Genomic DNA, 25528 nt, shown 5'->3' with positions numbered 1-25528 from the left:
TGGAGGGAAGAGGATGAGCGGAAATGTTGTAAGCCTGTTTAATCAAAGCCAGAGTGGTAAAGTGAATAAAAGACGCAGTAATGATTTATACGATGTAGATTCGTTTTCCAGCTCAGGTTATCGGTTAACGTGGGAAGAAGCCGTGAAATTATTTATTCAGGCCCGTCGTGCAGAAACGTCAAGCGAGGAAACAGTAAAATTTGAACGGAGCACTTTGAAATGTTATGAGCGAATTCTGCGAGAGCAAGAGATTGAAGCCGATGTCTATCATGTATCAACAGACTTGCTGCGGAACAAATTTATCATGGCTATGGTTGAGAAAAAAGGCTACAAGCTTAATACGATCAATAACCGAATTAAATCAATCAAACGCTTTTTTTTATTTTTACATGAAGAAGGATGGATTCTAGACAATCCGGCAGAAAACTTACGAACGCGCAGAGGTCATCAGCCAACTATCTCATCCTTCACAGAAGAGCAAGTTGTAGCCCTACTCAAACAACCGGATCAAAACACGTTTACGGGATTTCGTGATTTTGTCATTCTATCATTGATTTTTGACTGCGGACTGCGGGTCGGAGAAGTAACAAAACTAAACATAAATCAAGTTGATATTAAAGAAAATCAGCTCCTTGGTGTCATAGGTAAAAGTAAGAAGCCACGAGACATACCTTTTTGCGATGATGTACGTAAACTTCTAATTCGTTATATTAAAGCAAGAGGGGACATTCGTTCATCTCATTTTTTTATCACACTTGATGGTCGCCCGCTTGGTGTCCGTTCTTTTCAAGTGGCTTTAAGCCAGTATGGGAAGGATGCTGGGATCACTAACGTCCGGGTAAGCCCACACACGTTAAGGCATACCTTTGCAAAAATGTATATTATCAATGAAGGCGACCCGTACAGCTTGCAGGATATTCTCGGACATACTTCGCAGGATATGGTGAAGCGCTATGTTAACTTATGGCGTCCAGAAATGAAATCGAAGCATACGAAATCTTCTCCCATGCGCCGATTGTATCAAAACAGGATGCTTTAATGATCAGCAAAAGGTTGCGGAGAGTCGGAAGTAAAGGCCATTCCATAACTGAATAGCCTTTACTTTTGCTTATGGCAGGGTTTAAATAATTCGTTTCATATTTTCAACTGGGCTATATTTTTTGTGCTGTTGCTTAATATCGCTACTAAACAGCTCGACGTAATATTCAACCATTTTAAGTGTAGCGTGGCCTAAAATTCGTCGGAGCGTGAACGGATCACCGCCGTTCAAAATGTAGAACTTGGCCATCGTATGCCGGAATGTATGAGGCGATACTCGCACCCCATTGATGCTCGAAGCAAAACCGTATTCATGCATTTTCTCTTGTAGTGCTCGAGTGCTGATTTTTTCATTATTCAAATTAACGAATAGAGCATCCGTCTCCAAGTCTCCCCGATTATCCAAGTAACGGCGTATCACTTTGGCGCATGTTTGTTGAATAGGAACGCGTCGGGCCTTTCCTCCTTTTCCCCTTGTAATTCGAATCTCTTGTTCTTTAAAGAAGAGGTCGCTAATTTTCAAATTGCATAACTCGCTGATTCGCATCCCCGTCTCCAAAAGAACCAACATCATTGTATAGTCCCGAAAGCCGGAGAATGTATTTCGGTCCGGTTGTTCCAACAAGGATACGACTTGTTCTTTGGTAAAGGTTTGAATCATCAATTTTTCTGCTTTGGTGGCATGGATCTCATCTGAAATGTTTTGAAGGAGCCAGCCCTCTTCAAATAAGTATCGCAGGAATTGCTTAATGGCCTTGATACGCCCGTTAACGGTATTGTCAGATCTTCCTAGATCGAATAAATAGGCAATAAAATGATTCTTAATATCCCGAGAAGTGATGGAGTAGATATCAAGTACCATCTCCTGGTCTCTGAAAGCAGCTTCCAATTGTTTTGCGCTATCCTGATAAAAACGAATCGTGAGCGGCGAAAGGTATATTGATTTGCAATCGAGAACAAAAGAGTGAAGCAGATCGCTATAGCTTAACTGTTGTTTGGCGTCGCTTGCCTTATCGAGTTTGGTCAACTTATTTTGTCTGCGTCTGATACTCATTCTCCTTGCACCCCGCTCTCCGTGAAGAGTGAGGGGAATTCATAACGGCGAATAGTTGGCTTGGTTAGGTTTCTGGACTTGCAGTCCATGAGAAACAAACGAACAAGGCTTGACCAATCGGTCATATTTGGTTGAGGCACTTCGCTTTCCTCCTTTGTTGGATAAGCGAAGCAAAGCAGAAATAAGAAGTGGGCAAGGGGAGGTTCGTAAAACATTCGGATACCCGCGGGCACATTCACGACGTATTCTACTTTGCTAACGTGGGATAAAGCCGGAGGGCTTATTCGCCTCGTTGACAGTACTTGTCGTTTGGGATTTAATTTTTGGGATAGCTGGTGCTCTGTGGCGTATGGAGCCGTGTGGCCCTCCCTTATACCGCGACAGTCAGGGAGGCAACAGCAGGTGCGTATTGCGGCCTCTCTAAAATAAAAAGTGAAGATATCCCGAAATAGCCAAAATTCTATCTCAATCCATGGTTACTCTAGTTATCTCTAGGCTCTTTCTGAAAAGTTGACGAAGGCCAAGTTTAGCACCTAGATTTGAGAGTTTATTTTTCACTATCTTGCTCTTATATTCGATACTAACCTAGTTCAAACGTTTTTTTAGTATAGTATATTAGACAACTGCTATGGAGATATGGGGGATCATGTGCCTCGCGTGGCAACCAAGTTTTTTGAATATGAACAAGTGGAGATGGAGGCACTCAAATCAAGAGATCCTGTGCTAAGAAGGGCGATGGAGCGGCTCGGTAAGTTGAACGCGAGATTATTCCGGATCTGTTTGCCGCGCTGTACGCGAGTATCGGACAACTGGTGTCCGTCAAAGCTGTTCATACCGTATGGGAGCGCATGCACGAGAACGGAGGTATGATTACTGCCGAGCATCTTGCCGGGAAAACGCCGGATGAGATTCAAGCCTTTGGTATGACCATGAAAAAAGCCGTGAGTATTCACCATATAGCCCAAATCGTAGTTGCCGGAGAATGGAATCTTGAGGAGCTTCGCCAGTTGCCTGACGCGGAGGTCGTTCGCCAATTGACCAAGCTGAACGGGATTGGGCAGTGGACTGCAGAAATGCTGCTGACCAACTCGATGGAACGGCGGGATGTCGTCAGTTGGGGAGATATCGCCATTCGTAGGGGAATCATGAAGTTGTATGGCTTGCCTACGCTGTCCTAAGCAGAATTTGAACAATATCGACGCATGTATTCGCCGTACGGTTTGGTCGCTTCCATTTATTTGTGGGCCATTTCGTTTGAATAGAGAAGGGAGTATTGGAGTGGAACAAGCATTAAAAGAGCAATTAAAGGCTCTGGCGGAGCCGGAATACCAGGTTTTTGCAGCAGCTCTCATTCCAAATATCCAGAATGTGATGGGGGTGCGCTTGCCCGCGCTGCGGAAGATTGCGAAGAAACTGGCTATACAGCAAAATTGGGAGACGATATGTGTAGAGGCGCCTCAGGAATGCTTTGAGGAAACGATGGTTCATGGCATGGTTATTGGTTATTTAAAGTCCGACATTGAGGATGTACTGCGACATGTGACCGAATTTGTGCCCCGCATCGACAATTGGTCGGTATGCGACAGCTTTTGTTCCGGGCTGAAAATTACGCTGAAGCATAAAGATAGAATGTGGCTTTTTCTTCAGCCGTATTCGCACTCCTCCGAAGAATATGATGTGCGTTTTGCAGTCGTGATGATGCTTAACTATTACATGGAAGACCACTATTTGAGCGAGGTTCTGGAGCGGCTTGATCGCATCCGGCATGAAGGGTATTATGTCAAAATGGCTGTCGCTTGGGCGATTTCCATTTGCTACATCAAAAGTCCGGTTCCGACAATGGCTTACCTGCAAGCCAATACGCTGGACAGAGAGACCTTCAACAAAGCGCTGCAAAAAATAACGGAGTCCTATCGGGTCGATCCGGAGACCAAACGATTGATTCGCAGCATGAAACGGAAATAACAAGAGCAGGCTAGAGGAGCTGTCCGTACCCTCTGGCCTGTTTTTTTTAATTTTCCCATTTAAGCGCAATAGGAACTTTTCGTCGTTTGCTGCGGGTGACTCCTTCTCGAACAAAAGCATTCATAATGGAAGAGAACAAAGATAAAGGCGTCAGGGCTCAAATCCTTCTTTGCTAATCCAGAGCTCATCTTCCGAAAAGTGCGATTTCATTCGCTCTACGACCAAGCGATACGCACCGGGGTGGTACCATTCCTCCATGCCCAGCTCGTGATAAAGGGCTTGCAAGCCTAGCTTTTTCGTACGTTTGCCGCCGCTGCCGTCCCCCATGAAATAATCGTCAATGCATACTCGATTGACGAGCGGGCGAAGCATCTCGGCAAATCGATCACTGCTAGGCAGCACCGGGGCAATAGTAGCCTGGGTAGGGATACCGGCTTCAGTTAATAACCGAAGCGTATACAGCCGTGCCGGAATGGGAGGAGAGTAGGGCGCAAAGTGTTTGCGAATGTCTTCGCGATCCGTTTCCACGGTCATGCTGACTCGCACTCGATCTCCGAGCGCTTGCAGCAGTTCTATATCTCGTCGAACAAGCGGGCTGCGCGTTTGAACCAACAGGAAGTCGAGCGGGTGTTCCGCCATTACTTGCAGCAAGGAATGGGTCACCTTGGCGCTGTATTCGACGGGCTGGTAAGGGTCCGTACTTGACGACATGAAGATGGTGACGGGGCCTTTAGCTTGGGCCCGAAGCAATTCTTTCCGAAAAAGCACCGCCGCCTCCTGCTTGATATCGACCCAACTTCCCCACTCCTCGCCGCGAAACGTGGATACGGGCATTTGCCGCACATAGCAGTAGGAGCAGGCGAAGCTGCAACCCGTATAGGGATTTAACGAATGTGTGTAACCGGACAAAAAACCGGTGCCTTTATTGAGCAACGTCTTGGGCGTTTTGTGTTGGTAGGCGACCTTCATAGCGACCAACCTGCTGCAGAAATCCAACTATTATATAGCATCATGAAAAATAATCCCCGCACTGTAGCGAGTTCCGGAATGGACAGTACCGACACCATGCCGCAGCGTTGCTCTGTAATAGCCTCGTGTACCTTGCACAGGGCGATGTTGAGTTGGAAAAATGAGGCCTTCGCCTTGATTAAGCGTAATGACATGTCCTCTACTTTGCGCCCGCGGCCGCTGCTCCAACAGAATCGACTCTCCTCCCGTATAATCATCATTGCGCTGGTTGAGCACAAACAGTACTTGGAATGGGAAATAGATATCGCCGTAAAGGTCCTGATGCATGCAATTGTAACCACCGGCCTTATACTTCAGAATAAGCGGCGTAGGGCGGTTTTGTCCGGCTTGATGGCATTGGTCCAGAAAGGCGCCGAGTGTATCCGGGTAGATTGCCGGTTTATGGAGCAGCTCGAGCCAACGATTGGCCGCTTTGGCAAGCTCCGGGTAGAAGCTGTTGCGCAACTGCTGCAGAACGGGCGGTATGGGAGATTGATAATACTTATATTCCCCGATCCCGAAGCGATATCGCGCCATATCAATGGTTTTTCGGTAAAGCTCATTCTGATCATAGTCTTCCACAAGCTGGCGGCATGTATCCGGACTCAGCAGGCAAGGCAGCTTGGCAAAGCCCTGTTCATCCAGCGTCTGATGCAACTCAAGCCAATTCAGCTCAATTAATTCGATCGAATTACTCATGTCAACGCTCCTTTCGTCGTGGTTATGCTTGCTGCTCCAGGCGAAGCAAGCTTGACTTCATCTCTACTCCTCCTCGATAACCTGCAAGTGATCCGTTCTTGCCAATTACGCGATGGCAGGGGATCGTAATCAAGACCGGATTTGCTCCGATTGCAGAGCCGACCGCCCGAATGGCTGCAGGATTGTGAATGTGCGCAGCAATCTCGGAATACGAGCGGGTTTGGCCATACGGAATATTCTGCAACGCTTTCCAGACGGCTTCCTGAAAGGGTGTGCCGCGATAGAACAGCGGAAGAGTAAACTGGCTAAGCTTGCCTTGAAGATAAGCAATGATCTCATTGGCATAAGGCTGCAGCTTTTGTTCGTCCTGTACCCATTCACGTCCCGGCAAGCGGCTTGTCGCCCAGGTAGAGAATTCTTCGAAGGGTTGGTTTTGCGAACCAACAAAGCATAAGCCTTCTTCTATTGCTGCAATGTACATCCGCCATTCCTCGCAGGTTAGCAAGGACCAATAGATAGGACTGCTGTTTTTGGTGATCATTAGGATGAAACCTCCTTCAGTATTGACGTTGCTGTTGCCGACGAAAGGCATCGGGGGTTAATCCTGTCTTTTTTTTGAAAAGGGTAATGAAGTAAGGCGTATTAGCGAGTCCGACGGATTCACCAATTTGTGAAACGGGTAAATCAGAGGCCAGCAACAACTGTTGAGCTCGTCCAATACGGATTTGCTGGATATAATCAACAGGCGTGATCCCCTTTACCTTTTTAAACGTTCGATGCAGGTGATAAGGCGTACCATGGCTCAAATGTGCGAGCGTATCCAGATTCAGCGCTTCGCTGTAGTGCGCATCTATATATTCGGTGACGATTGTAATCCATTCCTCGTCGGGCAGGCGCTGTCCTGTTGGCTTGCAGCGTTTGCAGGGCCGATATCGTGCCGCCATTGCTTGCTCCGCCAGTTCAAAATAGCCGATGTTCTCACGTTTGGGCAACCTGGACTTGCACGAAGGACGGCAAAAAATGCCGGTTGTTTTGACTGCATAGAAAAATTGTCCGTCAAAGGAAGCATCGTTATTGGCAACAGCCTGCCATTGTTCATCAGACAAAGGAGCCAGGATAAATACCGTGTCCATATCCATGATTGGATCAAAGTTGTTTGAGCCAGCTTTCTCATGATCAAGCATGTTCTCTCACCTCCAGCGTTAGTATAACCCGGAGTAAACGCATTTGTGTAGATTTTTGAATGTAAGAGCAAAATAGCGAAATTACAACGAAGCGGCTCTGTGTGACAATAAGTGTAGGAGAAACATGGCCAAAGTCGCGTGAAGGAGGAAGCGTAGTTGGGTGCAACAGACGACCTTCAGGATGAATGTCCCCGCTACAAGTTGCTGGGTGCGGATGGTCGTTACTTTTGCAGCGAGACGCCCGGGGTATTGGGGGGCTATAAACGCAGTAAGATTTATGGAAGGCTGGATTGTTCGTCTGCACGCAGAGCAATAGACAACGGAGATTATGTAAAGCATCGCGTTTTCTTTGCCGATGAGGCCACAGCGGTGGCATTGGGGTATCGCCCATGTGCCGTATGTATACCGCTTGCTTATCAGGCATGGAAAGCTAGGGAAGTGTTTGAACCGGAATATGAAGAGGCAACCCAGGACGGAGGCATGAATGTGGTTTGTATTTGCAGTTGGAGCAGCATTTGTTTTGGCATTCGTGGAATATTATATCAATGGACGTCCCAGCGGCCGGTTGATCGCAATTTGTTGTTGTGTGGCGTATATGTGTCGGGGGCATTGATTGCGTTTACGATGAATCTCTTTGTTGGCAACCATTGGACAAACGGGGTTTGGTTTGGCGTTCTCATGGGCTTGTTTTCGTTTATCGCGAACGGTTCCATGTACAAAGGATTTGCAGTTGGAAAGGCTTCGGTTATCGCGCTTTTTACCGGACTCCCGCCACTTGTTGTCGTGACTTCAGCCTACCTGCTATGGCGTGAATCGCTTAATCCGCTTCAACTGATCGGCTTTAGTATTGTCTTAATTGGCATCCTGACGATCCGATATGCGAATGACTTGAAGCAGGGGCAATTTGTAGGTTGGCAATGGGGCATACTGACCATGTTATTCTTTGGTTTTACAGATGTTTCCTCCAAGCAGGCAACGATTGCAGCGGCAGAAACGCTGCCTGTACTGACGGTCATGTATGGGACAGGCAGTCTATGTTTTGCCTTCCTGATGATGAGATGCCGCTATTCGCGCAAGAAAATGATGTCCGACAACGGGGCGGAGAGATCTGCCCAACGCTCTGAAGTCGCTTCGGCGAATCAACAAGCCCAGAAGGGCTGGACGTCAAGACGGACCTTTCTTTGGGGAATGGTCGTAGGGATTTCTAATATAGTCGGGATGATCTTTGTGGTCCCCGCATTTCGGGATGGCGTCACGGGCATCGTATCAGCGATCAGTGCCATGAATGTATTAATTGTTCTATTGTACGTCCAATTTTACCTGAAAGAAAATCTGAGCAAGCGGGAAATAAGTGGAATAGCCGTGACCCTGGCAGGTATATTGTTAATTCGCTTGGCTACATGAAGGCAAAAAGCTTCTACGCAAAGGAAAATTAGAGGTTTTTGGATTGGGATAGATCCATATTCATGGACATTAAAATGAAATCCATTTGTTACTACAATTATATTATCCGATCAAAGAAACAAGCATGTTCGATCACAGACATTTAATGAATGGTTGCGATAGCAAGGAAGAAGGCAGGATAAGTAAACGATTGGAGGAGCCTTTCATGGCAAGGAGAATGGATTACAATAAGGTTACGCCTGAAGCAATGAACATCATGATGAGCATGGATACCTACATCAAGCTGACGGAGATCGATCCCGCACTGATCGAACTGATCAAAATTAGAGTTTCACAAGTCAACGGATGCGCCTTCTACTTGAATCTGCATACCGCTGAGGGTAGAAAAATGGGTGAAACCGAGCAACGGATTTATTGTGTGAGCGTGTGGGAAGAATGTACATTTTATACGGAGGAAGAGAAGGCGGCGCTGGAGCTTGCCGAACATGTTACAATGGTGTCCAATATGCGAGTTCCTGATTCTCTTTACAATCACATCAGGCGATATTATGGGGAGAAAGATTACGCGGATTTGGTTTTTATGATCAACCAAATAAATATCTGGAATCGACTGTCAATTGCCATGGGTAACGAGGTAAACCTCAAATGAGCGACAGACACAGACATACCTGGGTAGAAATATCGCTGGATGGAATTCGGCATAACATCGTTCAATTTCAACATCGGAAGAAAAAAGAGTGTTTGCTAATGGCGGTTGTGAAGGCGAATGGATATGGGCATGGTGCTGTTGAGGTCGCAAGGGTGGCGCTCGATGCTGGGGCAGACTACTTGGGGGTGGCCTTTGCCGATGAGGCTTTTGAATTACGAAGTGCAGGCATAACAGCCCCGATTCTCATCCTGGGTTATACGCCGCCGGAGTTTGTTCCTGCCGTCGTTCTGCAAGAGGTTACGATGACTGTATTCACCGATGATGTGCTGCAAGCTGCCTCGGCTGCCGCATTACAGTTTCATAAAAAAGCGCGTATACACTTGAAAATAGATACGGGAATGAGTCGAATCGGAGTTCAACCATCCGATGATTGGAGAGAGTTGGTCAAGGCAGCTTTTTTTTTCCCTCAAATTGAGTTGGAGGGGGTTTTCACACATTTTGCAGAGGCTAATGGCTCGGGGTCCGCGTACACCCGGCATCAGTTTTCTACTTTTCAGCGTGTCCTCAGTGAAGTAGAGGAGGAAGGCATAACGATCCCGATTAAGCATTGCTGCAATACGGCCGGCACACTTCAATTCCCAAATATGCACATGGATATGGTACGAGTTGGCGTTGGATTGTATGGGGTGAATCCTTGTGACAGCGGGATAGCCGATGAAGTGAACCTGGTTGAAACGATGGCTGTGAAAACGCGCATAGCAGCGGTAAAATGGATTGCTTCTGGGCAGGCCGTCGGTTATGGCCGCCAATACTGTGCTACTCAAGCCAGGAAGGTTGCCACCTTGCCTATTGGGTATGCCGATGGCATACCACGGAAACTTTCCAATACCGGTTTTGTTGTCATCAACGGGGAACTTGCGCCCATTATTGGCGTCTTATGCATGGATCAAATGATGGTGGATGTAACAGTCATTGAGGCAGTAGAACCGGGCACGGCCGTCACATTGTTCGGCGGTCACATTCGCTCGCCGCAGTCACAGCATGTTTCTGTTGAGGATGTGGCAGCTTGGTCGAAAACGATAAGCTACGAAGTGATGTGCGGAATCGGCAAGCGTGTGCCTCGTGTATATATGAAATATGAATCTTGAAAAGAGGTACTTGAAATGAATCATAAACGTGACGTTTACTGGGATGAGCTCCGTCATCCGATTTTTCAGGACAATGCCTATTTATCTAGCGGCGACAGCGAAATGCATTTGTTTGATCACGGTTCCGCATGAATCATTCAATACCTTGCAATTGTGGGTTGAAAAAACAGGTATGCATGCCGAACCAATCAACGACCCTGTTAGAATGGTTCCCTACACGGAACATTGAAAACATATTTGAATGGAGAGCGGCAGAAGTTTACATTTGAAATTGACCTGATCGGCACGGCATTTCAATGCTCGGTTTGGCATGCCCTGACTGAGATCCGCTACGGTGAGCTTCAAAGTTATGGCAAAATTGCCGAAAGGATCGGAAATCCGCGAGCGGTTAGGGCGGTAGGGGCGGCAAACGAAAGAAATCCACTTCCCATTGTTGTGCCCTGTCATCGCGTCATTGGGAAAAGTAAAGATCTTACGGGATATAGGGGGGGATTGAAGGTTAAGAGCGGTTACTGGATCTCGAATGAGTAGTCGGATATCGATCGAATGGCCATGAGCGTTTTCGCTTTTAGTTGTTTTTAATCACGTACTTGTGATAACTAGCTGATAAGGATTTGAAGGCAGCCAGTTCAACAGCATGGCTGCCTTTATTAATATCAAGTCATAATGGCAAGCGTACATCCAAAACAAACACTCGATTTGTTACGTTTAAATCTTAAAATATGGAGAAGCCGGAAACGACAGCCACGGCCCTTATCGTATCTGCTAGCTTCAGCCATCGACTCCTACATCATGCCGAAAGCAGCAAGCGCTTGAATCCCCCAAACGAACGTCAGAAATTCTGCTCCAGCAGGTTCTTGACTCCGCAGGCGAACTAACAGTCTTCTCGGGCGAAGTGGAGGTCCCAACAATCTTCTGGAGCTACGAGCAAAACGGACGCTTTATGGATATTACGCTTGTGGGCATTTATGCCTGTAGCGGCAAGGTTGTTGATGCCCTTCCAGTCGCTTGCAGGTTGTTTACAGTAGTGTATTCGACGAAGAGCTTCAAGTGATGTATGGGAGGCCATACTTTCAGGGGTGAAATAGGCGGTGATGTGAATTTTGAAGCGTATCACTGCCCTGCAGACCTTCAGTCATATTACCGAAGTGCTGTAGGGTTCTCGTTTAACAAACATATTCTTGGTGTCCAGGTACCCGATTTAAGCCTCGAAATGAAAAGGTTAGTAGGAGGACATTTTGGGGCAGAGGAAGCTATAAACGGATTATACCCAAATTTTGGTGTCTGGTGAGACAAGCAAGTGTGAGTAAATGACGCATGGCAGCGATGGGAGAACGGTCTAATCATTTAATTGGATAAGAGGCATGAGACATGAGAGGAATGTGGTTAACTTATTCGAGAAAATGGATAGTACCTTAAACGGTGAAGCAATGAACTCTATGATACAGCATCCTTTTCGCATTCTGGATACCGTTTAACTTGGCAAGAGGCGGTGAATCTGTTCCCGTAAGCCCGCCGCGCGGAAACTTCAAGCGAGCACACGGTGAAATATGAACGGATCAGCTTGACCTGCTACCGGCGCATTTTGCAAGAACAGGAGATAGGAGCAGAAATTTAAGAGGTTTCTACGGACTTCCTGCGAAATCAATTCATTATGGTGATGGTCGAAAAAAAAGGGATACAAGCTCAATACGATCAATAACCGAATCAAAGCCATAAAACGATTTTTTCAGTTCTTATCTGATGAAGGGTGGATAGCGCATAATCCCGCTGAGCATTTGAAGTTGCGAAAAGGACATCAGCCAACGATCGCTTCATTTTCAGAGGAGCAGGTTATTGGACTGCTGCAGCAACCTGATCAGCAGACTTTCACAGGCTTTCGTGATTTCGTCATGCTGTCCCTGATCTTTGATTGTGGACTGCGGGTAGGAGAACTGAACAAGCTTAAAATGAACCAGGTCGATGTGAAGGAAAGTCAATTGCTTGGGGTCATCGGGAAGAGTCGGAAGCCACGGGATATTCCGTTTTGCGATGATGTCCGTAAGCTGTTGATTCGGTATATTAAAGCCAGGGGAGAAGTGCCGTCATCGCACTTCTTCGTCACATTGGATGGGCATTCGCTCGGAGTGCGATCTGTTCAAAGCGCTATTCGCAAATATGGGGAAGCAGTTGGAATTAAGGACGTGCGCTTCAGCCCGCATACTCTCCGGCATACCTTTGCCAAGCTGTATATTATGAATGAAGGCGGTCCCTACAGCTTGCAGGATATTCTGGGGCATACCTCGCAGGACATGGTCAAGAAATATGTGAATCTGTGGCGGCCGGAGATGCGATCCAAACATACGAAATCGTCCCCTATGAGGAGATTGTATAAAGAGCGGCTGCTGGAGAAGAAATAACGATAAGATTGAAGGCACCGTGAAAATGCCTTCTCTTTGTTATAATTGCGTACCAACGAGTCGTGTGATGAACAGACAATTACCTTAATTATAGTGATAAATGTCTAGGCTGCTGTATAATGAACCCCAAGGGTGAGACTCGATGAGGGAATAAAATAGTTATATTGAAACTATGGAAAAACGGAATCGATATACCTCATAGATTAAATCGAAGGTCGTCCTGAAAGTGCTTCGAGAAGAGCAGAAATCAACACAGGCTTGGCCATAGGAATTGGCGTTGGCGTTGCTATGGGAGTTTTAATGATAATATTGCGATCGGCATCGCGCTAGGCGTGGCCCTTGGAGCTGGTTTTGGAGATGCAACGCCTAAAAAGCAGCTAAGGACTTTTAGACAAAACAATTCAGGGCGTCTCAAAAAGCATGCTTTTTGAGACGCTTTTTTTGTCCATATGCGCGCCTAGCCAAGCTAGGTACAACTAGCCGGTGAAAGTCCGGTTGAGGTAAGAGCCAAGTCGCCTCATAGCTGACAGGCAACTAGTGGAGAGATCCTAAGGTTGAAGCCCTGTGACAAAGTATTCCGGAAGGAATGCGAGCAAAACAACAGGCCGTAACATGAAGTGAATCCTGCCGCACCGTCAAAAAAAGACCCGAAAGGGACAAGAGAGAGCCGAGCCCCGATGTGGTGGGCGAAGGCCATGGAACGTGTGAAGCCCTTGGAAGTGCAGCACGGAGGAACTCTCCGGTGTATAGGGATCGGCATGTTGTGAAAGTTGTGCTTGGAACTAGGGAGACCCTCCCCCGCACGGCGGAAGTCGTAAAGAGCGGACCTATAAGCCCGAAAGGTGAAGTGGCGAGCTGCGGGAAGGGAGTCGGAGGGGGCGGTAGTACCGAAGAAGTGAGGACAACAAAAACCTCATGGAGGGAAGAGCCCCTGCTTTGTCCAAGCAAGTGGAGGAGGTACGAGCGAGTGAATGCAGAGTCTGCTAACTACGCCAAAGTTAAAGCTCAAGAACTTCAAAACAAGCTATATCTTGCCGCCAAGGAAAATCCGAAGCGAAGGTTTCATGCGTTGTACGACAAGCTATACCGAGAAGATGTGCTCTGGGAAGCGTGGAGACGAGTCAAAGGGAATCGAGGGAGCGGTGGAATCGATGGCATAACCATCGAGCAGATCGTGAGGGAATACGGAGAAGAAAAGTTTGTTGAGGACATACGGGAGAAACTGGTGGCAGGAACGTATCATCCCCTGCCGGCAAGACGCAAAGAAATACCAAAAGGGGACGGGAAATTCCGCCCGCTAGGAATACCAGCTCTTGTGGATCGCACCGTACAAATGGCAACAAAGATGGTCATCGAACCGATCTTTGAGACAGACTTCAAAGACTTTTCTTATGGATTTCGGCCTAAGAGGGACACCAAAGGAGCTATTCGTCATATTAGACGAGCGGTGAAACAAGGTGTTTACTGGGTAGTAGATGTGGACATCGCCGGGTATTTTGACAACATCCCGCATGAGAAACTGATGATGCTAGTGGAACAACGAATCAGCGACAGGAGAGTCCTCAAGCTCATTCGAAAATGGCTGAAGGCGGGATTCGTGAAAGATGATCAGTTCTACGAAACCGACCTCGGGAGTCCTCAGGGTGGTGTCATCAACCCGCTACTTGCGAATATCTATTTGAACTATCTCGACACGATCTGGGAGAAGAAATTCACCGAACTGGGCACGATGGTTCGCTATGCGGACGATCTGGTCATCCTCTGCAAAACCAAGGAACAAGCATTACGATCCATTGACGTGCTCAAAGCTGTATTCGCCAAGCTCGAACTGCAAATGAACACGTCAAAATCCAAGCTGGTCAACCTGTGGGATGACAAGAACGGATTCGACTTTCTAGGCATGCATCATCGGAAAATTCCAAAACAGATAAAGGGAAAAGAGCACTATATCTTGAGAAGCTACCCGTCGAAGAAAGCCATGAAGAAAATGAAAGAAAAGGTGAAGGAAGTAACAGAACCACGCAACCGTCTGTTCTGGACTATGAACGAAATGGTCAAGGAACTAAACCCCAAGATACAAGGGTTGAAAAACTACTATGCGATGGACTCTTTTTCCATACCGTTTCTGAATAAAATTGACTGGTACATTCGAAAGAGACTAACGCTGTTCTGGAACAAGAAGCTTAATCGTCGCAACAAGCATAGTCAATCCAACAAAGTGGGGATCATCGCTCAGTTGGCAGGATTGAAGAAACTGATTAGCTAGGAAAGTACCGTAACGCGGAAGAAAGAAGGACATCGGAAAGCCGGATGAGGGAAAACCTCACGTCCGGTTTGATGAAGGGGGAGCTGGAAAGTAAATAGAGGGCTTGCGCCCTCAGTTGAAAGCCAGTTCTCTACTCTACATTACGTATCAAAAAGCTGAGAAATGAATATTAGAACGTTTCAGATTTTACATACATATTTTGAAACTATTATCATGGAGGGATTAGTTTGAAACTTGCAAATGGAAGAGTATCTTCTAAGGATCAGAATCCTGAACGACAGCTTATTAAGTACAGAGAACTTTGGAGTTGACGAACAATACATATTTGTGGATAAAATGAGCGGAAAGGATTTTGACAGGCCGAGGTATCAAGCCTTACGACTTTTGATCCGGGAAGGGGATTTGGTGTACATGGAAGCGTTGGGTCGTCTAGGCAGGCCGGGACTACGATGGGATTATCGCAGTGTGTAAGCAAATCACACGAGATCTAAATGCTGATATTGTTTGCTTGGGCAACGAGGCTCTTTTCGATTCTAGAGAATTTTGAACTATGGGCGACCTAGGGAAATTGCTTGAAGATCAGTTCTTGAGTATGCTTGCGTATGTGGCCGAACAGGAGCGTAAAAAGAATCGGCAGCGGCAAGCAGAAGGAATTGATGTTGCTCGGGCTAATGGTGTTACATTTGGTCGACCTAGGTTTACTGTTGATCAAGTATTTGTCCGGGCGTACGAAGATTGGCAATTGGGACTTATTTCAGCTACAGAAGCCATGAAAAGATCCGGATTAAAAAAAGCGACGTTTTATCGACTTGTGAAAGAGTATGGAATTGTATACTCCAACATAAATCTCCCTAAAGATTGATCATATGACAAAATCCTAACCGTGTTGGAGATTGGCGATTAGATTTTTTTACAATGTTATATTATAATTCAATTATATATGAATGTAATGATACGGAGGCTTAATTATGCAAACCATAGATAACATGGCAGATACGTTTAAATTGCTCTCCGATAAAACCAGATTGGCCATAATGGGATTGTTGAACGAAAGAGACCTTTGTGTTTGTAATATCGTAGATATTTTACAAATGTCACAACCTGGCGTGAGTCAACATTTGAGAAAAATGAAAGCAGGCGGACTGCTGAATGAGTACCGGAAGGGGAAATGGGTTTATTACTCTCTAAATATAGAGGATAAACCATATGTGAAAGACATTTTAGCAAATATCCCTTCCCAAGTAGAGAAAATTGAATGGTTGGATCAACATTTGGCTGCAACCACTTGTGATTAATGTTAATTGATACATTGTTGCGATGGACAGAGGTCGGAGCATGTGAATCGATATCCGCTTCCACGAACGGATTCAATTCGCATCTCCTCTTGAAATAACGCTAGACGCTTCCGCAAGGAACTGACATGAACATCTACTGTTCGAAGTCCGCCTTGATATGTGCCGCCCCAGATTATGTGCAGTAACTCTGCTCGACTGAAAATAACCCCAGGCCTTTTGGCAAAGGTAATGAACAATTCAAACTCCTTTCGCCGGAATGCGATTTTTTCCCCCCTTAATTCTGCAACTAGTGGTTTTGAAGAGATGATGATTTGGTTCTGATTGACAGGCGTATACATTTGCTTGCGATGCAGGTGACGAGCTCTCCGCAAAATCGTTAAAATTCTCGCCAGGAATTCCATGATCCCAAAAGATTTTAAAATAAAATCATCTGCGCCAGCTTCCAGCCATTGGATAACCTCATTTTCTTGATGTGTTGATCCTAATACAATGACAGGTGTTCGATTTCCTTGATACCGTAAGTGTTCTAGGAAATGAACTCCTTCTTTTTCTCCTGACAACTTGTGACCTAATATAAGAAGATCGAAAGCAGATGAATTTATTAGTGGAGTAGCTTCTTCAATATTTGTAGCAAAGTGAACCACATACTTGCCTTCCTGACTTAGCAGCAGATTAAACATGTTTACAGTAGTAGGATCATCCTCAATCAAAAGCACTTTTGTGTTCATTCGGAGTCCTCATTTCACAATTTATTTTATATCATCATATAAACATGTTATTATATGAATTGCAAGCTGTTAGGTGAATTTGATCTAATTATTTACACTCCGATTACAAATCAATAATACTCTCCTAATAATCAGGCATTACGATCATATTGCAACATAATTATATGATGATATGGAGAGTGGGAGAACGTGTTAAAGAGAGCGGTATTGGTGGGTTCCTTGGCAGTTGTTTTGACAGTAGTATCAGCGTGCGGTCAGGCAAATAATGGGTCGGGTAATTCGAATGTTACAGGAGGCCAAAGTGCTTCCCCAAACGTAACTGCAACGGCAACGGTGGAACCTAGTGCAAATTTGAGCGGAGCAATTGAGATTGATGGATCTAGCACCGTATTCCCTTTGATGGAAGCAGTTGCCGAGGAGTTCAGTAAAGAAAATAAAGACGTGCGTGTACCGGTAGGTGTTTCTGGAACAGGCGGGGGATTTAAACGCTTCTGCGCTGGCGAGACAGATATCAGTAATGCTTCAAGACCTATTAAAGCAGAAGAAGCTGAAACGTGTAAAGCTGCTGGTGTTGAATATATTGAATTAAAAGCGACATATGATGGTTTGGCGGTCATTGTTAATCCACAAAACGATTGGGTGGATCAACTTTCTGTTGAAGAACTGAACGCAATCTTTAAACCAGAGAGTACAGTTGTCAACTGGTCAGATGTCCGTCCTGAATGGCCATCAGAAAAAATCGAGATTTTTTCGCCCGGTGCAGACTCCGGTACATTTGATTATTTCACGGAAGTGATCAATGGAAAAGCCCAATTAAGCCGCAACGATAATCAAGTTTCCTTCAGCGAAGACGATAACGTCCTTGTTCAGGGTATAGCCGGAAGCAAGAACGGAATTGGTTACTTTGGACTTGCCTATTACGAAGAGAACAAGGATAAAATAAAGGATGTCGCTATCGTTAATGAGGAAGGAAATGCAGTACTTCCATCACAGGAAACGGTTATGGATAAAAGCTATAACCCGCTTGGAAGACCATTGTTTATCTATGTGAAAAAAACTTCGTATGAACGTCCGGAAGTAGCAGCCTTTACGAAGTATTTTATGGACAATACAAACGAATTAGCAGCAGAGGTAGGATACATTCCATTGCCAGAAGAGATGCTTGCGGAAGAAAAAGCGAAGTTGTAGTCCATTTCTTTGGCAATAAGCGATTGCGAGTGCCTTGAAAGCTCTTTGAGGGCCCCCTGTGCGTCAAGGGGGCCTTTCAATTGAAAGAATTTATTTTATTGCAGTATGGAGGAGCGTAGGAATTTGGATAATGAAAACTTCGATACGAATAGAATCGGAATTTCTGAATCATCTCCTTTCAGAAATCATCGAAAGCAAACAGCAAACTGGCTGATGCCCAAGTTACTATTTTTATGTGCGACGGTTTCTATATTAACAACTGTTGGAATTGTTTACACATTATTAACCGAAACGATCCGTTTCTTTGAAACAGTCTCTATTGTTGAATTTTTCACATCTACAAAGTGGGCTCCATTAATTGAACCTAAAGCATACGGTGTACTTCCACTGTTGGGTGGAACATTGATGATAACGATTATTGCGTGTTTGGTTGCTATGCCAATTGGGCTAGGAAGCGCCATTTATTTAAGCGAATATGCACCGAGTAGAGTACGCAAAGTGGTTAAACCCATACTTGAAGTGTTAGCTGGCGTACCTACGATCGTCTATGGTTACTTTGCATTAAGTTTTGTAACACCGATTATCCAATGGGTATTCCGTGAGATGTTCGGACAGGATGTTTCCATTTTCAACGCACTGAGCGCAGGAATAGTGGTCGGCATTATGATTATTCCTATGATCGCTTCATTAAGTGAGGACGCTATGCTCTCTGTACCGAGATCATTGCGTGATGGAGCCTATGCTCTAGGTGCAACACGTCTCGAAGTAGCACTGAAAATAATAGTGCCTGCTGCATTGTCAGGCATCGTATCCTCATTTGTTCTTGCTTTTTCCAGGGCTATAGGAGAGACGATGATAGTGACAGTTGCTGCAGGATCGACTCCGAAGTTAACAGGAAATCCACTCGAGAGTATACAAACAATGACAGCCTATATCGTTCAGGTTAGTCTTGGAGATACTCCGCACGGGTCCATCGAGTTCGGGTCTATTTTTGCAGTCGGTCTTACGTTGTTCGTCATTACGCTTGTCCTCAATTTGCTGGCACAGTATCTGGCTAGACGATTTAGAGAGGAGTATTAAATATGATTTTCGAGGATGACAATCGGGCGTTAAATCGGTCGAGAAGAAGAGTCGATCTTTATTTGCATCTTTTGTTTATCGGCTGCACTGCTATTGGGATTTTGTGTCTGGCAGCTTTAATTGTCGATATTTTAATAGATGGACTAGGCTCACTTGCCCCTCATTTCTTCACAAGTTACCCTTCCAGACGGCCAGCAGAAGCTGGAATCTTGTCAGCGTTAGTGGGGACGGGATACATGGTAGCCATTATGGCGCCAGTATCATTATTCCTGGGCGTAGGGGCCGCAATATACTTGGAGGAGTATGCGCCGAAGAATCGACTGACTAGAATGGTGCAACTAAATATCAGCACATTAGCTGGCGTGCCTTCCATTGTCTATGGCATGTTAGGATTAACCTTATTTGTACGGGCTGGCGGATTTGAGTTGCTTGCCATGGGAAGAAGTATATTGGCTGGTGCCCTGACCATGTCCTTATTAGTATTACCCATTATTATCGTGTCTGCACAAGAAGCGATACGTGCTGTCCCACGTTCTCGGCGTGACGCTTCATATGCGCTGGGGGCTAACAAATGGCAAACCGTTCAGAAAGCGGTCCTGCCTTCGGCTATTCCCGGTATCTTGACAGGTGTCATACTAGCTTTATCCAGGGCAATCGGGGAAACAGCGCCGTTGATCATGATCGGTGCGCTAACATTCGTAGCCTTTTTGCCAGACAATCCGTTGGATCAATTTACAGTTATGCCAATTCAGATCTACAACTGGGTTTCAAGACCGCAGGTCGAATTTCACGAATTAGCCGCTGCAGGAATTATTGTTTTGATGACGCTTCTGGTGCTCATGAATTTGTCTGCAGTGCTTGTTCGAAATAAATATCAGAAAAAAAATTAATGGAGGGACTTATGAAACCAATCGTTAAAGTCCAGGATCTCGATTTATATTATAGCGAATTCCATGCGCTAAAGAAGGTTAGCTTGGATGTTAAAGAGCGGTCAATTACGGCGTTTATTGGTCCTTCAGGTTGCGGTAAATCAACACTCCTTCGAACGCTTAACCGAATGAATGACATGACGCCTGGAGTGAAAATAAAAGGGTCCGTATCGATCGGAGGCTATGAGATTTACTCCAAACAAGTAGACGTAGAGACTCTTCGCAAAAAGATTGGGATGGTATTTCAACAACCGAACCCATTCCCCAAAAGCATATATGACAATATCACCTACGGCCCTAAAATTCATGGTATTCGTAAAAAAAATGAGTTGGATGACATTGTAGAGAAGAGTTTACGCGGTGCTGCATTATGGGAAGAAGTAAAGGATTATTTGAAACGTTCGGCATTTTCTCTCTCTGGCGGACAGCAGCAAAGATTATGTATCGCACGCGCTCTGGCGGTCAACCCGGATATTTTACTCATGGATGAAGCTACATCTGCATTAGATCCGATCTCTACATTAAAAATTGAAGAACTTGTCCAAGAGTTAAAACATAATTATACAATCATCATGGTTACGCATAACATGCATCAAGCGGCGAGAGTTTCGGATGATACGGCTTTTTTCCTCAATGGAGAGGTCGTAGAGTTTGACGAAACAAAGGAGCTATTCTCTGCACCTGAAGATAAGAGGACAGAGGACTACATTTCCGGTCGATTCGGCTAGGTTAACAAATACGCTAAGTGAGAAGGAGATAATATGTCCTACCATCTACTTCTGTTCGAAGAGGATCCTACATTAGCTAATATTCTCTGCTATCAGTTGAACAAGTCGGGACATAGGGTACAATTGTCATCTGCAAAAGAAACCTTGGTTCAATTTGTTGCAGATTATTCGTTTGACATGGTTATATTAGATGTTGATCAACATGGTATATCTAATTCCAATTCGCTTTTTCAATTAGTGACATCAAAGTTTGATGTGCCGTTCATTATTTTAACGGCAATTGAAGAAGATGCCGATATAGCATTCGGATTTATGCAAGGTGCAGAGGATGTCATTCGAAAGCCCTTCGGTTATGGGGAATTGATCTCTCGTATACATGCTGTCATGCGACGTATGCATGAGAATAGCCTTCTCCCCTTTTTCGTGGGGGATTTTGAATGTGCTTTTCAATTTGGCTTTTTCAAGCTATATCCTCAACGACTAGAGCTTCACTTTTATGATCAGGTTATTAAATTAAAGCCGTCTGAATATAAGCTTATTTATCATTTCATGTCGTTCCCCAATCAAGTCATATCTAAACAAAATTTAAGTGAAGTTCTACATGGTGAAATGAAGGAAAATTCAAGCCTTGTTCAAGCCATTGCTGCCGTTCGGAAAAAATTGTTGCTGGTCTCGACACACATTAGGATAGAAACGGTACGCAGTGATGGATATAGGCTAGTAATGGACTAAACGACATAATTATATAATTCTTTACTTATATAATTATATGTGTATAATGAAATTTGAGTAAGGCAAATAAGCAAGTGGGGAGGGATAGGAAGCGTGCATATGTATACTGAACTTGCTGATGAAATGAAATTATTATCGGATAAGACGCGACTCATGATCTTGGCTATGCTGAATGAAAAAGAGCTATGTGTTTGTGATATCGTTTCTGTGCTGGACACAACTCAGCCTAATGTAAGCCAACATTTGCGAAAACTCAAAGCTGGAAACCTTGTTAGTGAAAAGCGTAAAGGGCAATGGATATACTATTCCATAAATAGTGATAATAAGCCATATGTACGAGATATTCTAAATTCACTTCCTTTAATTAAACATAATGACTTGGAATTTCAAACACTAGAAAGATGTTAAGGTAGGCAGGAGGAAAACATGGTCATTATTGCATCATTAATCTTTATCGTTACATTGGTGTTCGTGATTTGGCAACCAAAGGGTCTTAATATTGGGTGGTCTGCATCTGCAGGCGCTATTCTTGCCTTATTGTGTGGGGTCGTATCGTTCTCCGATGTGGGGGATGTCACTCAGATCGTATGGAATGCAACATTAGCGTTCGTAGCAATCATCCTCATCTCGCTCATTCTCGATGAGATCGGATTTTTTGAATGGGCAGCGCTGCATATGGCGCGTTTTGCTGGCGGAAATGGTCGACTGATGTATGTGTATGTCATACTATTAGGTGCAGCTGTTGCAGCATTTTTTGCAAATGATGGGGCGGCGCTTATTCTAACACCTATTGTTCTTGCAATGGTGAGAGCATTGAAATTTGATGATCGACTAATATTACCCTATATCATGGCCAGTGGTTTTATTTCCGATACTGCATCACTTCCGTTGATTGTTAGTAATTTAGTTAATATTGTGTCAGCGGATTTCTTCTCCATTTCATTTGTGGAGTACGCTAGCCGAATGATTGTTCCTACATTATTCTCAATTGTTGCGAGTCTGCTGGTTCTGTTCTTTTATTTCCGTAAGAATATACCGACAACATATGATCTGAAGCAACTGAAGGAACCGAAAGAAGCGATTAAAGATATTCGCTTGTTCAAAATTTCATGGTTGGTCCTGGTTGTCCTGTTAGCCGGTTATATGATAAGTGAATTCATTCATGTTCCGGTTTCGATCATTGCGGGAATTGCAGCCATTGTTTTCTTAATCTTCGCTAGACAAAGCCCAGCGATTCATACTTGGAAAGTAGTCAAAGGCGCACCGTGGGCTGTCGTCATATTTTCGATAGGAATGTATGTCGTGGTCTACGGACTCCGAAACGTTGGACTGACGGATGAGCTTGGTAAAGTATTTCAATGGATAAGTGAACAAGGATTGTTCCTGTCAACGGTAGGGTCGGGGTTCATTGCAGCGATCTTATCCTCCGTCATGAATAACATGCCGACCGTGATGATTGATGCTCTTGCCATTAAAGAAACGGCAACAGAAGGGATCATCAGAGAATCCTTAATATTCGCCAATGTGATCGGTTCCGATCTGGGACCAAAAATAACGCCGATTGGATCTCTTGCAACCTTATTGTGGCTGCATGTATTATCGCAAAAAGGGGTTAAAATTAGTTGGGGCTACTACTTTAAAGTAGGCATTGTGTTGACTGTCCCTACTTTGCTTATTACCTTGATTGGTCTGTACTTGTGGCTCATGGTCATTGACTCCGTTGCTATAAATATATGGATCATCATTGCAGCAATTGCAGTTGTAGCAGGGCTTGCACTGTTCGCTTTTAACAAATGGCAATCAGGCAAGTCGAAAAAACAGCAAGGCCAAAAGCAAATACAAAAATAGACAACTCTAAAGGAGAAATGACGATCATGGAAAAACAACCGCTTGTTTACTTTTTGTGTACTGGTAATTCTTGCCGCAGTCAAATCGCTGATGGTTTCTTGAAAGCACTTGGTGGAGATAAGTACGAGGTGAAAAGTGCAGGTCTTGAAGCTCACGGACTTAATCCGAGAGCAGTGGCTACGATGCAGGAAACAGGCATTGACATTTCGAAGCATACATCCAATGTGATTGATCCGGAAATTCTTAACCGAGCTGATTATGTAATTACGCTGTGCGGTCATGCAGATGAGCATTGTCCCGTAATCTCCAACAAAAACGTCGTCAAATGGCACTGGGGATTTGACGATCCAGCTAAAGCTACTGGTACGGAAGAGGAAATCACGGCAAAGTTCCGGGAAGTGAGAGATTCGATAAAAGCCCGCATTAGTGAATTTGTGGAAACAGGAAAATAATATGAATAGTTAGGCAGACGCACGTTCATTCAAGAATGTGCGTCTTTCCTAGATCGGAGGAAAAATGGCTGTTAAAAGAATGCATGTTGCTCTAAATTGTACAAATTTAGAATCATCGCTTAGCTTTTATCGTAATTTTTTTGGGACAGAACCAACGAAAATAAAAGACAATTATGCTAAGTTTGAGCTCAATGATCCTGCATTACATTTTTCATTGAACGTACGACCTTTTGAAGGGAATGGTGTTCTCAATCATCTTGGTTTTCAGGTTGATGATACTATGGATGTTTTAGCAATGGGGGAGCGTTTGCGTCAATCGAATCTTCTTACCATCGATGAAATGAATACGACATGCTGCTATGCTGTTCAAGACAAGGTTTGGGTATATGATCCTGATGGTAACGCTTGGGAAATATTTTGTACTAAAGAGGATTCTGAATTTGAGTCTGCTGGAGAAGCGAGAGATCTCTCACTTTGTTGTGCGCCACCTTCTACTCCGGTTGCTGTTGAATTTACATCTTTTAAACGAAGGGGAAATATTTGATGCAAAAGAATTATCATAATCTCGTGGATGACAAAATCTTCTTCGGTGGAGCTGCAGACGTCGAGGATATGTTTAGAAATGAAGGTATTGAGGTAGTCGTAGACTTACGTGCTGAAGCGACCGAGTGTTCTTATTTTAATGAAAGTTTGAAATGGATCCAAGTTCCGCTTGGAGACAACGCAGAAGAACCGCAAGATCAACTTTTCAAGCAAGCAGTAAGCCACGTTGTAGAAGCATACAAAGCCGGTAAGAAGGTTGGTTTCCACTGCGGAGGCGGAAGCGGTAGAACAGGAGCTGTAGCTGTTGGAACCCTTATTGAACTAGGTAAAAGTCAAACGATTGATGAGGCGGAAGATTTGGCCAAGTCGATCCGACCTAAAGTCAATATAAAGCCCCCACAGCGTGCTGCATTGGAGAAGTTGTATAAGGCCTAAAGTAAAGATACATCAGACATATTAAGCTTAGTGGTAACGATGCCGGCCACGGAAGCAGCTTGTCCAGCGCATCTGCGTCTTTAGGATCAGCAAGCTGGGCAGCTGCTCAAAGAGATAATGAAGATAAGGTTGTGTCAGCTCAGACTTTATCTTCTCGTCCAAGACGGCCGCTATTTCTACAAAGATTTTGTGATGTGAGAAGCCGAGTGGGATTTAATGAAAAATCAACTTAAATTATATTTTCCAAACATATACTTGCAAAATGCAAGTATGTGTGATAAAACGTATATAGGAGGTGTCGGGATTGAACGATTCACGTGAACTATTACAAACGTTAGCGAGGCAGTTTGGCTTGTTAAACAAGAACTGTTGTCAAATCAGTGGCGTGGACATCTCGCTCATTCATAGCCATATTCTTTATGAAATTGGACGACAGAGTATGCCATCCATGCAAAAGGTCGCAGAGACGCTTGGCGTGGACATTACAACGTTTAGTCGTCAGATTCAAACCTTGATAAAAAATAAATTAGTGAAAAAAACAGCTTCTCCTGAGGATGGCAGAGTGTATCTGCTTTCGCTTACAACAGAAGGTAGATTCGTTGCTGGCTCCATCGATAAAATGATGAAAGATTATTTGGAAGATGTTTTTTCATTTATGAATGAATTTGAGAAAGATACCGTAATCCGATCCTTGCAGCTATTGAATACAAGTATGCAAAAATCAAAAATGTGCTGTACACCAATGGGGTAATAAAA

At 44.6% G+C, this 25528-nt stretch carries 27 protein-coding genes and 1 pseudogene; 22 read left to right on the top strand and 6 right to left on the bottom strand.

Going from position 1 to position 25528, the window contains the following annotated elements; translation table 11 throughout:
- Nucleotides 1–13 precede the first annotated feature (13 nt).
- Nucleotides 14–1039 carry a tyrosine-type recombinase/integrase gene (locus tag KJW29_RS09650; RefSeq protein ID WP_214629628.1) on the top strand — a complete coding sequence of 342 codons (1026 nt, stop codon included), beginning with the start codon at nucleotides 14–16 and terminating at the stop codon, nucleotides 1037–1039.
- Nucleotides 1040–1120: 81 nt separating this feature from the next.
- Here the strand turns inward: KJW29_RS09650 and KJW29_RS09645 are convergent, their stop codons facing one another.
- Nucleotides 1121–2092 (bottom strand): tyrosine-type recombinase/integrase, encoded by a 972-nt coding sequence (locus KJW29_RS09645; RefSeq protein ID WP_214629627.1) that lies wholly within the window; start codon nucleotides 2090–2092, stop codon nucleotides 1121–1123.
- An 812-nt stretch (nucleotides 2093–2904) separates the two neighbouring features.
- On the opposite strand from KJW29_RS09645, the gene KJW29_RS36045 reads away from it, so the two are divergent.
- The gene (locus KJW29_RS36045) at nucleotides 2905–3270 is read left to right on the top strand and encodes a DNA-3-methyladenine glycosylase family protein (protein ID WP_246608666.1); all 366 of its coding nucleotides are present in this window, start codon (nucleotides 2905–2907) and stop codon (nucleotides 3268–3270) included.
- Between the two features lie 100 nt (nucleotides 3271–3370).
- Nucleotides 3371–4057, top strand: coding sequence for a DNA alkylation repair protein (locus KJW29_RS09635; protein ID WP_214629626.1), 687 nt, complete (start codon nucleotides 3371–3373; stop codon nucleotides 4055–4057).
- 150 nt (nucleotides 4058–4207) lie between these two features.
- Here the strand turns inward: KJW29_RS09635 and KJW29_RS09630 are convergent, their stop codons facing one another.
- From KJW29_RS09630 to KJW29_RS09615, 4 genes are read right to left on the bottom strand one after another with little or no spacing between them, the layout of a single operon-like run.
- Nucleotides 4208–5026, bottom strand: coding sequence for an SPL family radical SAM protein (locus KJW29_RS09630; RefSeq protein WP_214629625.1), 819 nt, complete (start codon nucleotides 5024–5026; stop codon nucleotides 4208–4210).
- A gap of 30 nt (nucleotides 5027–5056) precedes the next feature.
- Complete coding sequence (locus KJW29_RS09625; RefSeq protein WP_214629624.1) at nucleotides 5057–5764, bottom strand: 2OG-Fe(II) oxygenase; 708 nt, start codon at nucleotides 5762–5764, stop codon at nucleotides 5057–5059.
- A 22-nt stretch (nucleotides 5765–5786) separates the two neighbouring features.
- Nucleotides 5787–6305 (bottom strand): methylated-DNA--[protein]-cysteine S-methyltransferase, encoded by a 519-nt coding sequence (locus KJW29_RS09620; protein ID WP_214629623.1) that lies wholly within the window; start codon nucleotides 6303–6305, stop codon nucleotides 5787–5789.
- Between the two features lie 16 nt (nucleotides 6306–6321).
- Nucleotides 6322–6903 carry a bifunctional transcriptional activator/DNA repair enzyme AdaA gene (locus tag KJW29_RS09615; RefSeq protein ID WP_281426376.1) on the bottom strand — a complete coding sequence of 194 codons (582 nt, stop codon included), beginning with the start codon at nucleotides 6901–6903 and terminating at the stop codon, nucleotides 6322–6324.
- A 201-nt stretch (nucleotides 6904–7104) separates the two neighbouring features.
- Between KJW29_RS09615 and KJW29_RS09605 the strand changes: the two genes are divergently transcribed.
- The 8 genes and pseudogenes from KJW29_RS09605 to KJW29_RS09570 all read left to right on the top strand — a co-directional run bounded on the left by KJW29_RS09605 (nucleotide 7105) and on the right by KJW29_RS09570 (nucleotide 16109).
- Nucleotides 7105–8352: an EamA family transporter gene (locus KJW29_RS09605; protein WP_343222770.1), complete on the top strand. Its 1248-nt coding sequence runs from the start codon at nucleotides 7105–7107 to the stop codon at nucleotides 8350–8352.
- 205 nt (nucleotides 8353–8557) lie between these two features.
- Nucleotides 8558–9001, top strand: a complete 444-nt coding sequence (locus KJW29_RS09600) for a carboxymuconolactone decarboxylase family protein (RefSeq protein WP_214629622.1) — start codon at nucleotides 8558–8560, stop codon at nucleotides 8999–9001.
- On the top strand, nucleotides 8998–10149 hold the full coding sequence (alr, locus tag KJW29_RS09595) for an alanine racemase (RefSeq protein ID WP_214629621.1): 1152 nt from the start codon (nucleotides 8998–9000) through the stop codon (nucleotides 10147–10149). The genes KJW29_RS09600 and alr overlap by 4 nt, the downstream gene beginning before the upstream one ends.
- Before the next feature lie 225 nt (nucleotides 10150–10374).
- Nucleotides 10375–10680, top strand: coding sequence for a methylated-DNA--[protein]-cysteine S-methyltransferase (locus KJW29_RS09590; RefSeq protein ID WP_214629620.1), 306 nt, complete (start codon nucleotides 10375–10377; stop codon nucleotides 10678–10680).
- A 1253-nt stretch (nucleotides 10681–11933) separates the two neighbouring features.
- Entirely contained in the window at nucleotides 11934–12548 is a 615-nt protein-coding gene (locus tag KJW29_RS09585; protein WP_246608665.1) for a tyrosine-type recombinase/integrase, read from the top strand.
- A 967-nt stretch (nucleotides 12549–13515) separates the two neighbouring features.
- On the top strand, nucleotides 13516–14814 hold the full coding sequence (ltrA, locus tag KJW29_RS09580) for a group II intron reverse transcriptase/maturase (RefSeq protein WP_214629619.1): 1299 nt from the start codon (nucleotides 13516–13518) through the stop codon (nucleotides 14812–14814).
- A 227-nt stretch (nucleotides 14815–15041) separates the two neighbouring features.
- Nucleotides 15042–15676, top strand: a pseudogene (locus tag KJW29_RS09575) (recombinase family protein).
- 106 nt (nucleotides 15677–15782) lie between these two features.
- Entirely contained in the window at nucleotides 15783–16109 is a 327-nt protein-coding gene (locus tag KJW29_RS09570; RefSeq protein WP_214629618.1) for an ArsR/SmtB family transcription factor, read from the top strand.
- Nucleotides 16110–16111: 2 nt separating this feature from the next.
- Here KJW29_RS09570 and KJW29_RS09565 read toward each other — a convergent pair whose 3' ends face one another.
- Nucleotides 16112–16837 carry a response regulator transcription factor gene (locus KJW29_RS09565; protein ID WP_214629617.1) on the bottom strand — a complete coding sequence of 242 codons (726 nt, stop codon included), beginning with the start codon at nucleotides 16835–16837 and terminating at the stop codon, nucleotides 16112–16114.
- 189 nt (nucleotides 16838–17026) lie between these two features.
- On the opposite strand from KJW29_RS09565, the gene KJW29_RS09560 reads away from it, so the two are divergent.
- The 11 genes from KJW29_RS09560 to KJW29_RS09510 all read left to right on the top strand — a co-directional run bounded on the left by KJW29_RS09560 (nucleotide 17027) and on the right by KJW29_RS09510 (nucleotide 25523).
- Complete coding sequence (locus KJW29_RS09560) at nucleotides 17027–18025, top strand: PstS family phosphate ABC transporter substrate-binding protein (RefSeq protein ID WP_214629616.1); 999 nt, start codon at nucleotides 17027–17029, stop codon at nucleotides 18023–18025.
- Between the two features lie 213 nt (nucleotides 18026–18238).
- Nucleotides 18239–19105: a phosphate ABC transporter permease subunit PstC gene (gene pstC / locus KJW29_RS09555; protein WP_246608826.1), complete on the top strand. Its 867-nt coding sequence runs from the start codon at nucleotides 18239–18241 to the stop codon at nucleotides 19103–19105.
- Nucleotides 19106–19107: 2 nt separating this feature from the next.
- Nucleotides 19108–19995 carry a phosphate ABC transporter permease PstA gene (gene pstA / locus KJW29_RS09550; protein WP_214629614.1) on the top strand — a complete coding sequence of 296 codons (888 nt, stop codon included), beginning with the start codon at nucleotides 19108–19110 and terminating at the stop codon, nucleotides 19993–19995.
- 11 nt (nucleotides 19996–20006) lie between these two features.
- Nucleotides 20007–20762, top strand: a complete 756-nt coding sequence (gene pstB, locus KJW29_RS09545) for a phosphate ABC transporter ATP-binding protein PstB (RefSeq protein ID WP_214629613.1) — start codon at nucleotides 20007–20009, stop codon at nucleotides 20760–20762.
- Between the two features lie 33 nt (nucleotides 20763–20795).
- On the top strand, nucleotides 20796–21494 hold the full coding sequence (locus KJW29_RS09540; RefSeq protein WP_214629612.1) for a response regulator transcription factor: 699 nt from the start codon (nucleotides 20796–20798) through the stop codon (nucleotides 21492–21494).
- Nucleotides 21495–21593: 99 nt separating this feature from the next.
- A complete protein-coding gene (locus tag KJW29_RS09535; RefSeq protein ID WP_214629611.1) occupies nucleotides 21594–21902 on the top strand; it encodes an ArsR/SmtB family transcription factor in 309 nt (102 codons plus the stop codon).
- Between the two features lie 18 nt (nucleotides 21903–21920).
- Nucleotides 21921–23342: an arsenic transporter gene (locus KJW29_RS09530; protein WP_214629610.1), complete on the top strand. Its 1422-nt coding sequence runs from the start codon at nucleotides 21921–21923 to the stop codon at nucleotides 23340–23342.
- Between the two features lie 26 nt (nucleotides 23343–23368).
- Nucleotides 23369–23794: an arsenate reductase (thioredoxin) gene (gene arsC, locus KJW29_RS09525; protein WP_214629609.1), complete on the top strand. Its 426-nt coding sequence runs from the start codon at nucleotides 23369–23371 to the stop codon at nucleotides 23792–23794.
- Between the two features lie 64 nt (nucleotides 23795–23858).
- Nucleotides 23859–24338: an ArsI/CadI family heavy metal resistance metalloenzyme gene (locus KJW29_RS09520; protein WP_214629608.1), complete on the top strand. Its 480-nt coding sequence runs from the start codon at nucleotides 23859–23861 to the stop codon at nucleotides 24336–24338.
- Nucleotides 24338–24772, top strand: coding sequence for a protein-tyrosine phosphatase family protein (locus tag KJW29_RS09515; protein WP_214629607.1), 435 nt, complete (start codon nucleotides 24338–24340; stop codon nucleotides 24770–24772). The genes KJW29_RS09520 and KJW29_RS09515 overlap by 1 nt, the downstream gene beginning before the upstream one ends.
- Before the next feature lie 304 nt (nucleotides 24773–25076).
- The gene (locus KJW29_RS09510; protein ID WP_214629606.1) at nucleotides 25077–25523 is read left to right on the top strand and encodes a MarR family winged helix-turn-helix transcriptional regulator; all 447 of its coding nucleotides are present in this window, start codon (nucleotides 25077–25079) and stop codon (nucleotides 25521–25523) included.
- Nucleotides 25524–25528 lie beyond the last annotated feature (5 nt).

This window comes from Paenibacillus agaridevorans, from assembly GCF_018604145.1.
Lineage (GTDB): Bacteria > Bacillota > Bacilli > Paenibacillales > Paenibacillaceae > Pristimantibacillus > Pristimantibacillus agaridevorans.
This window is presented reverse-complemented; position numbering and strand designations above follow the sequence as displayed.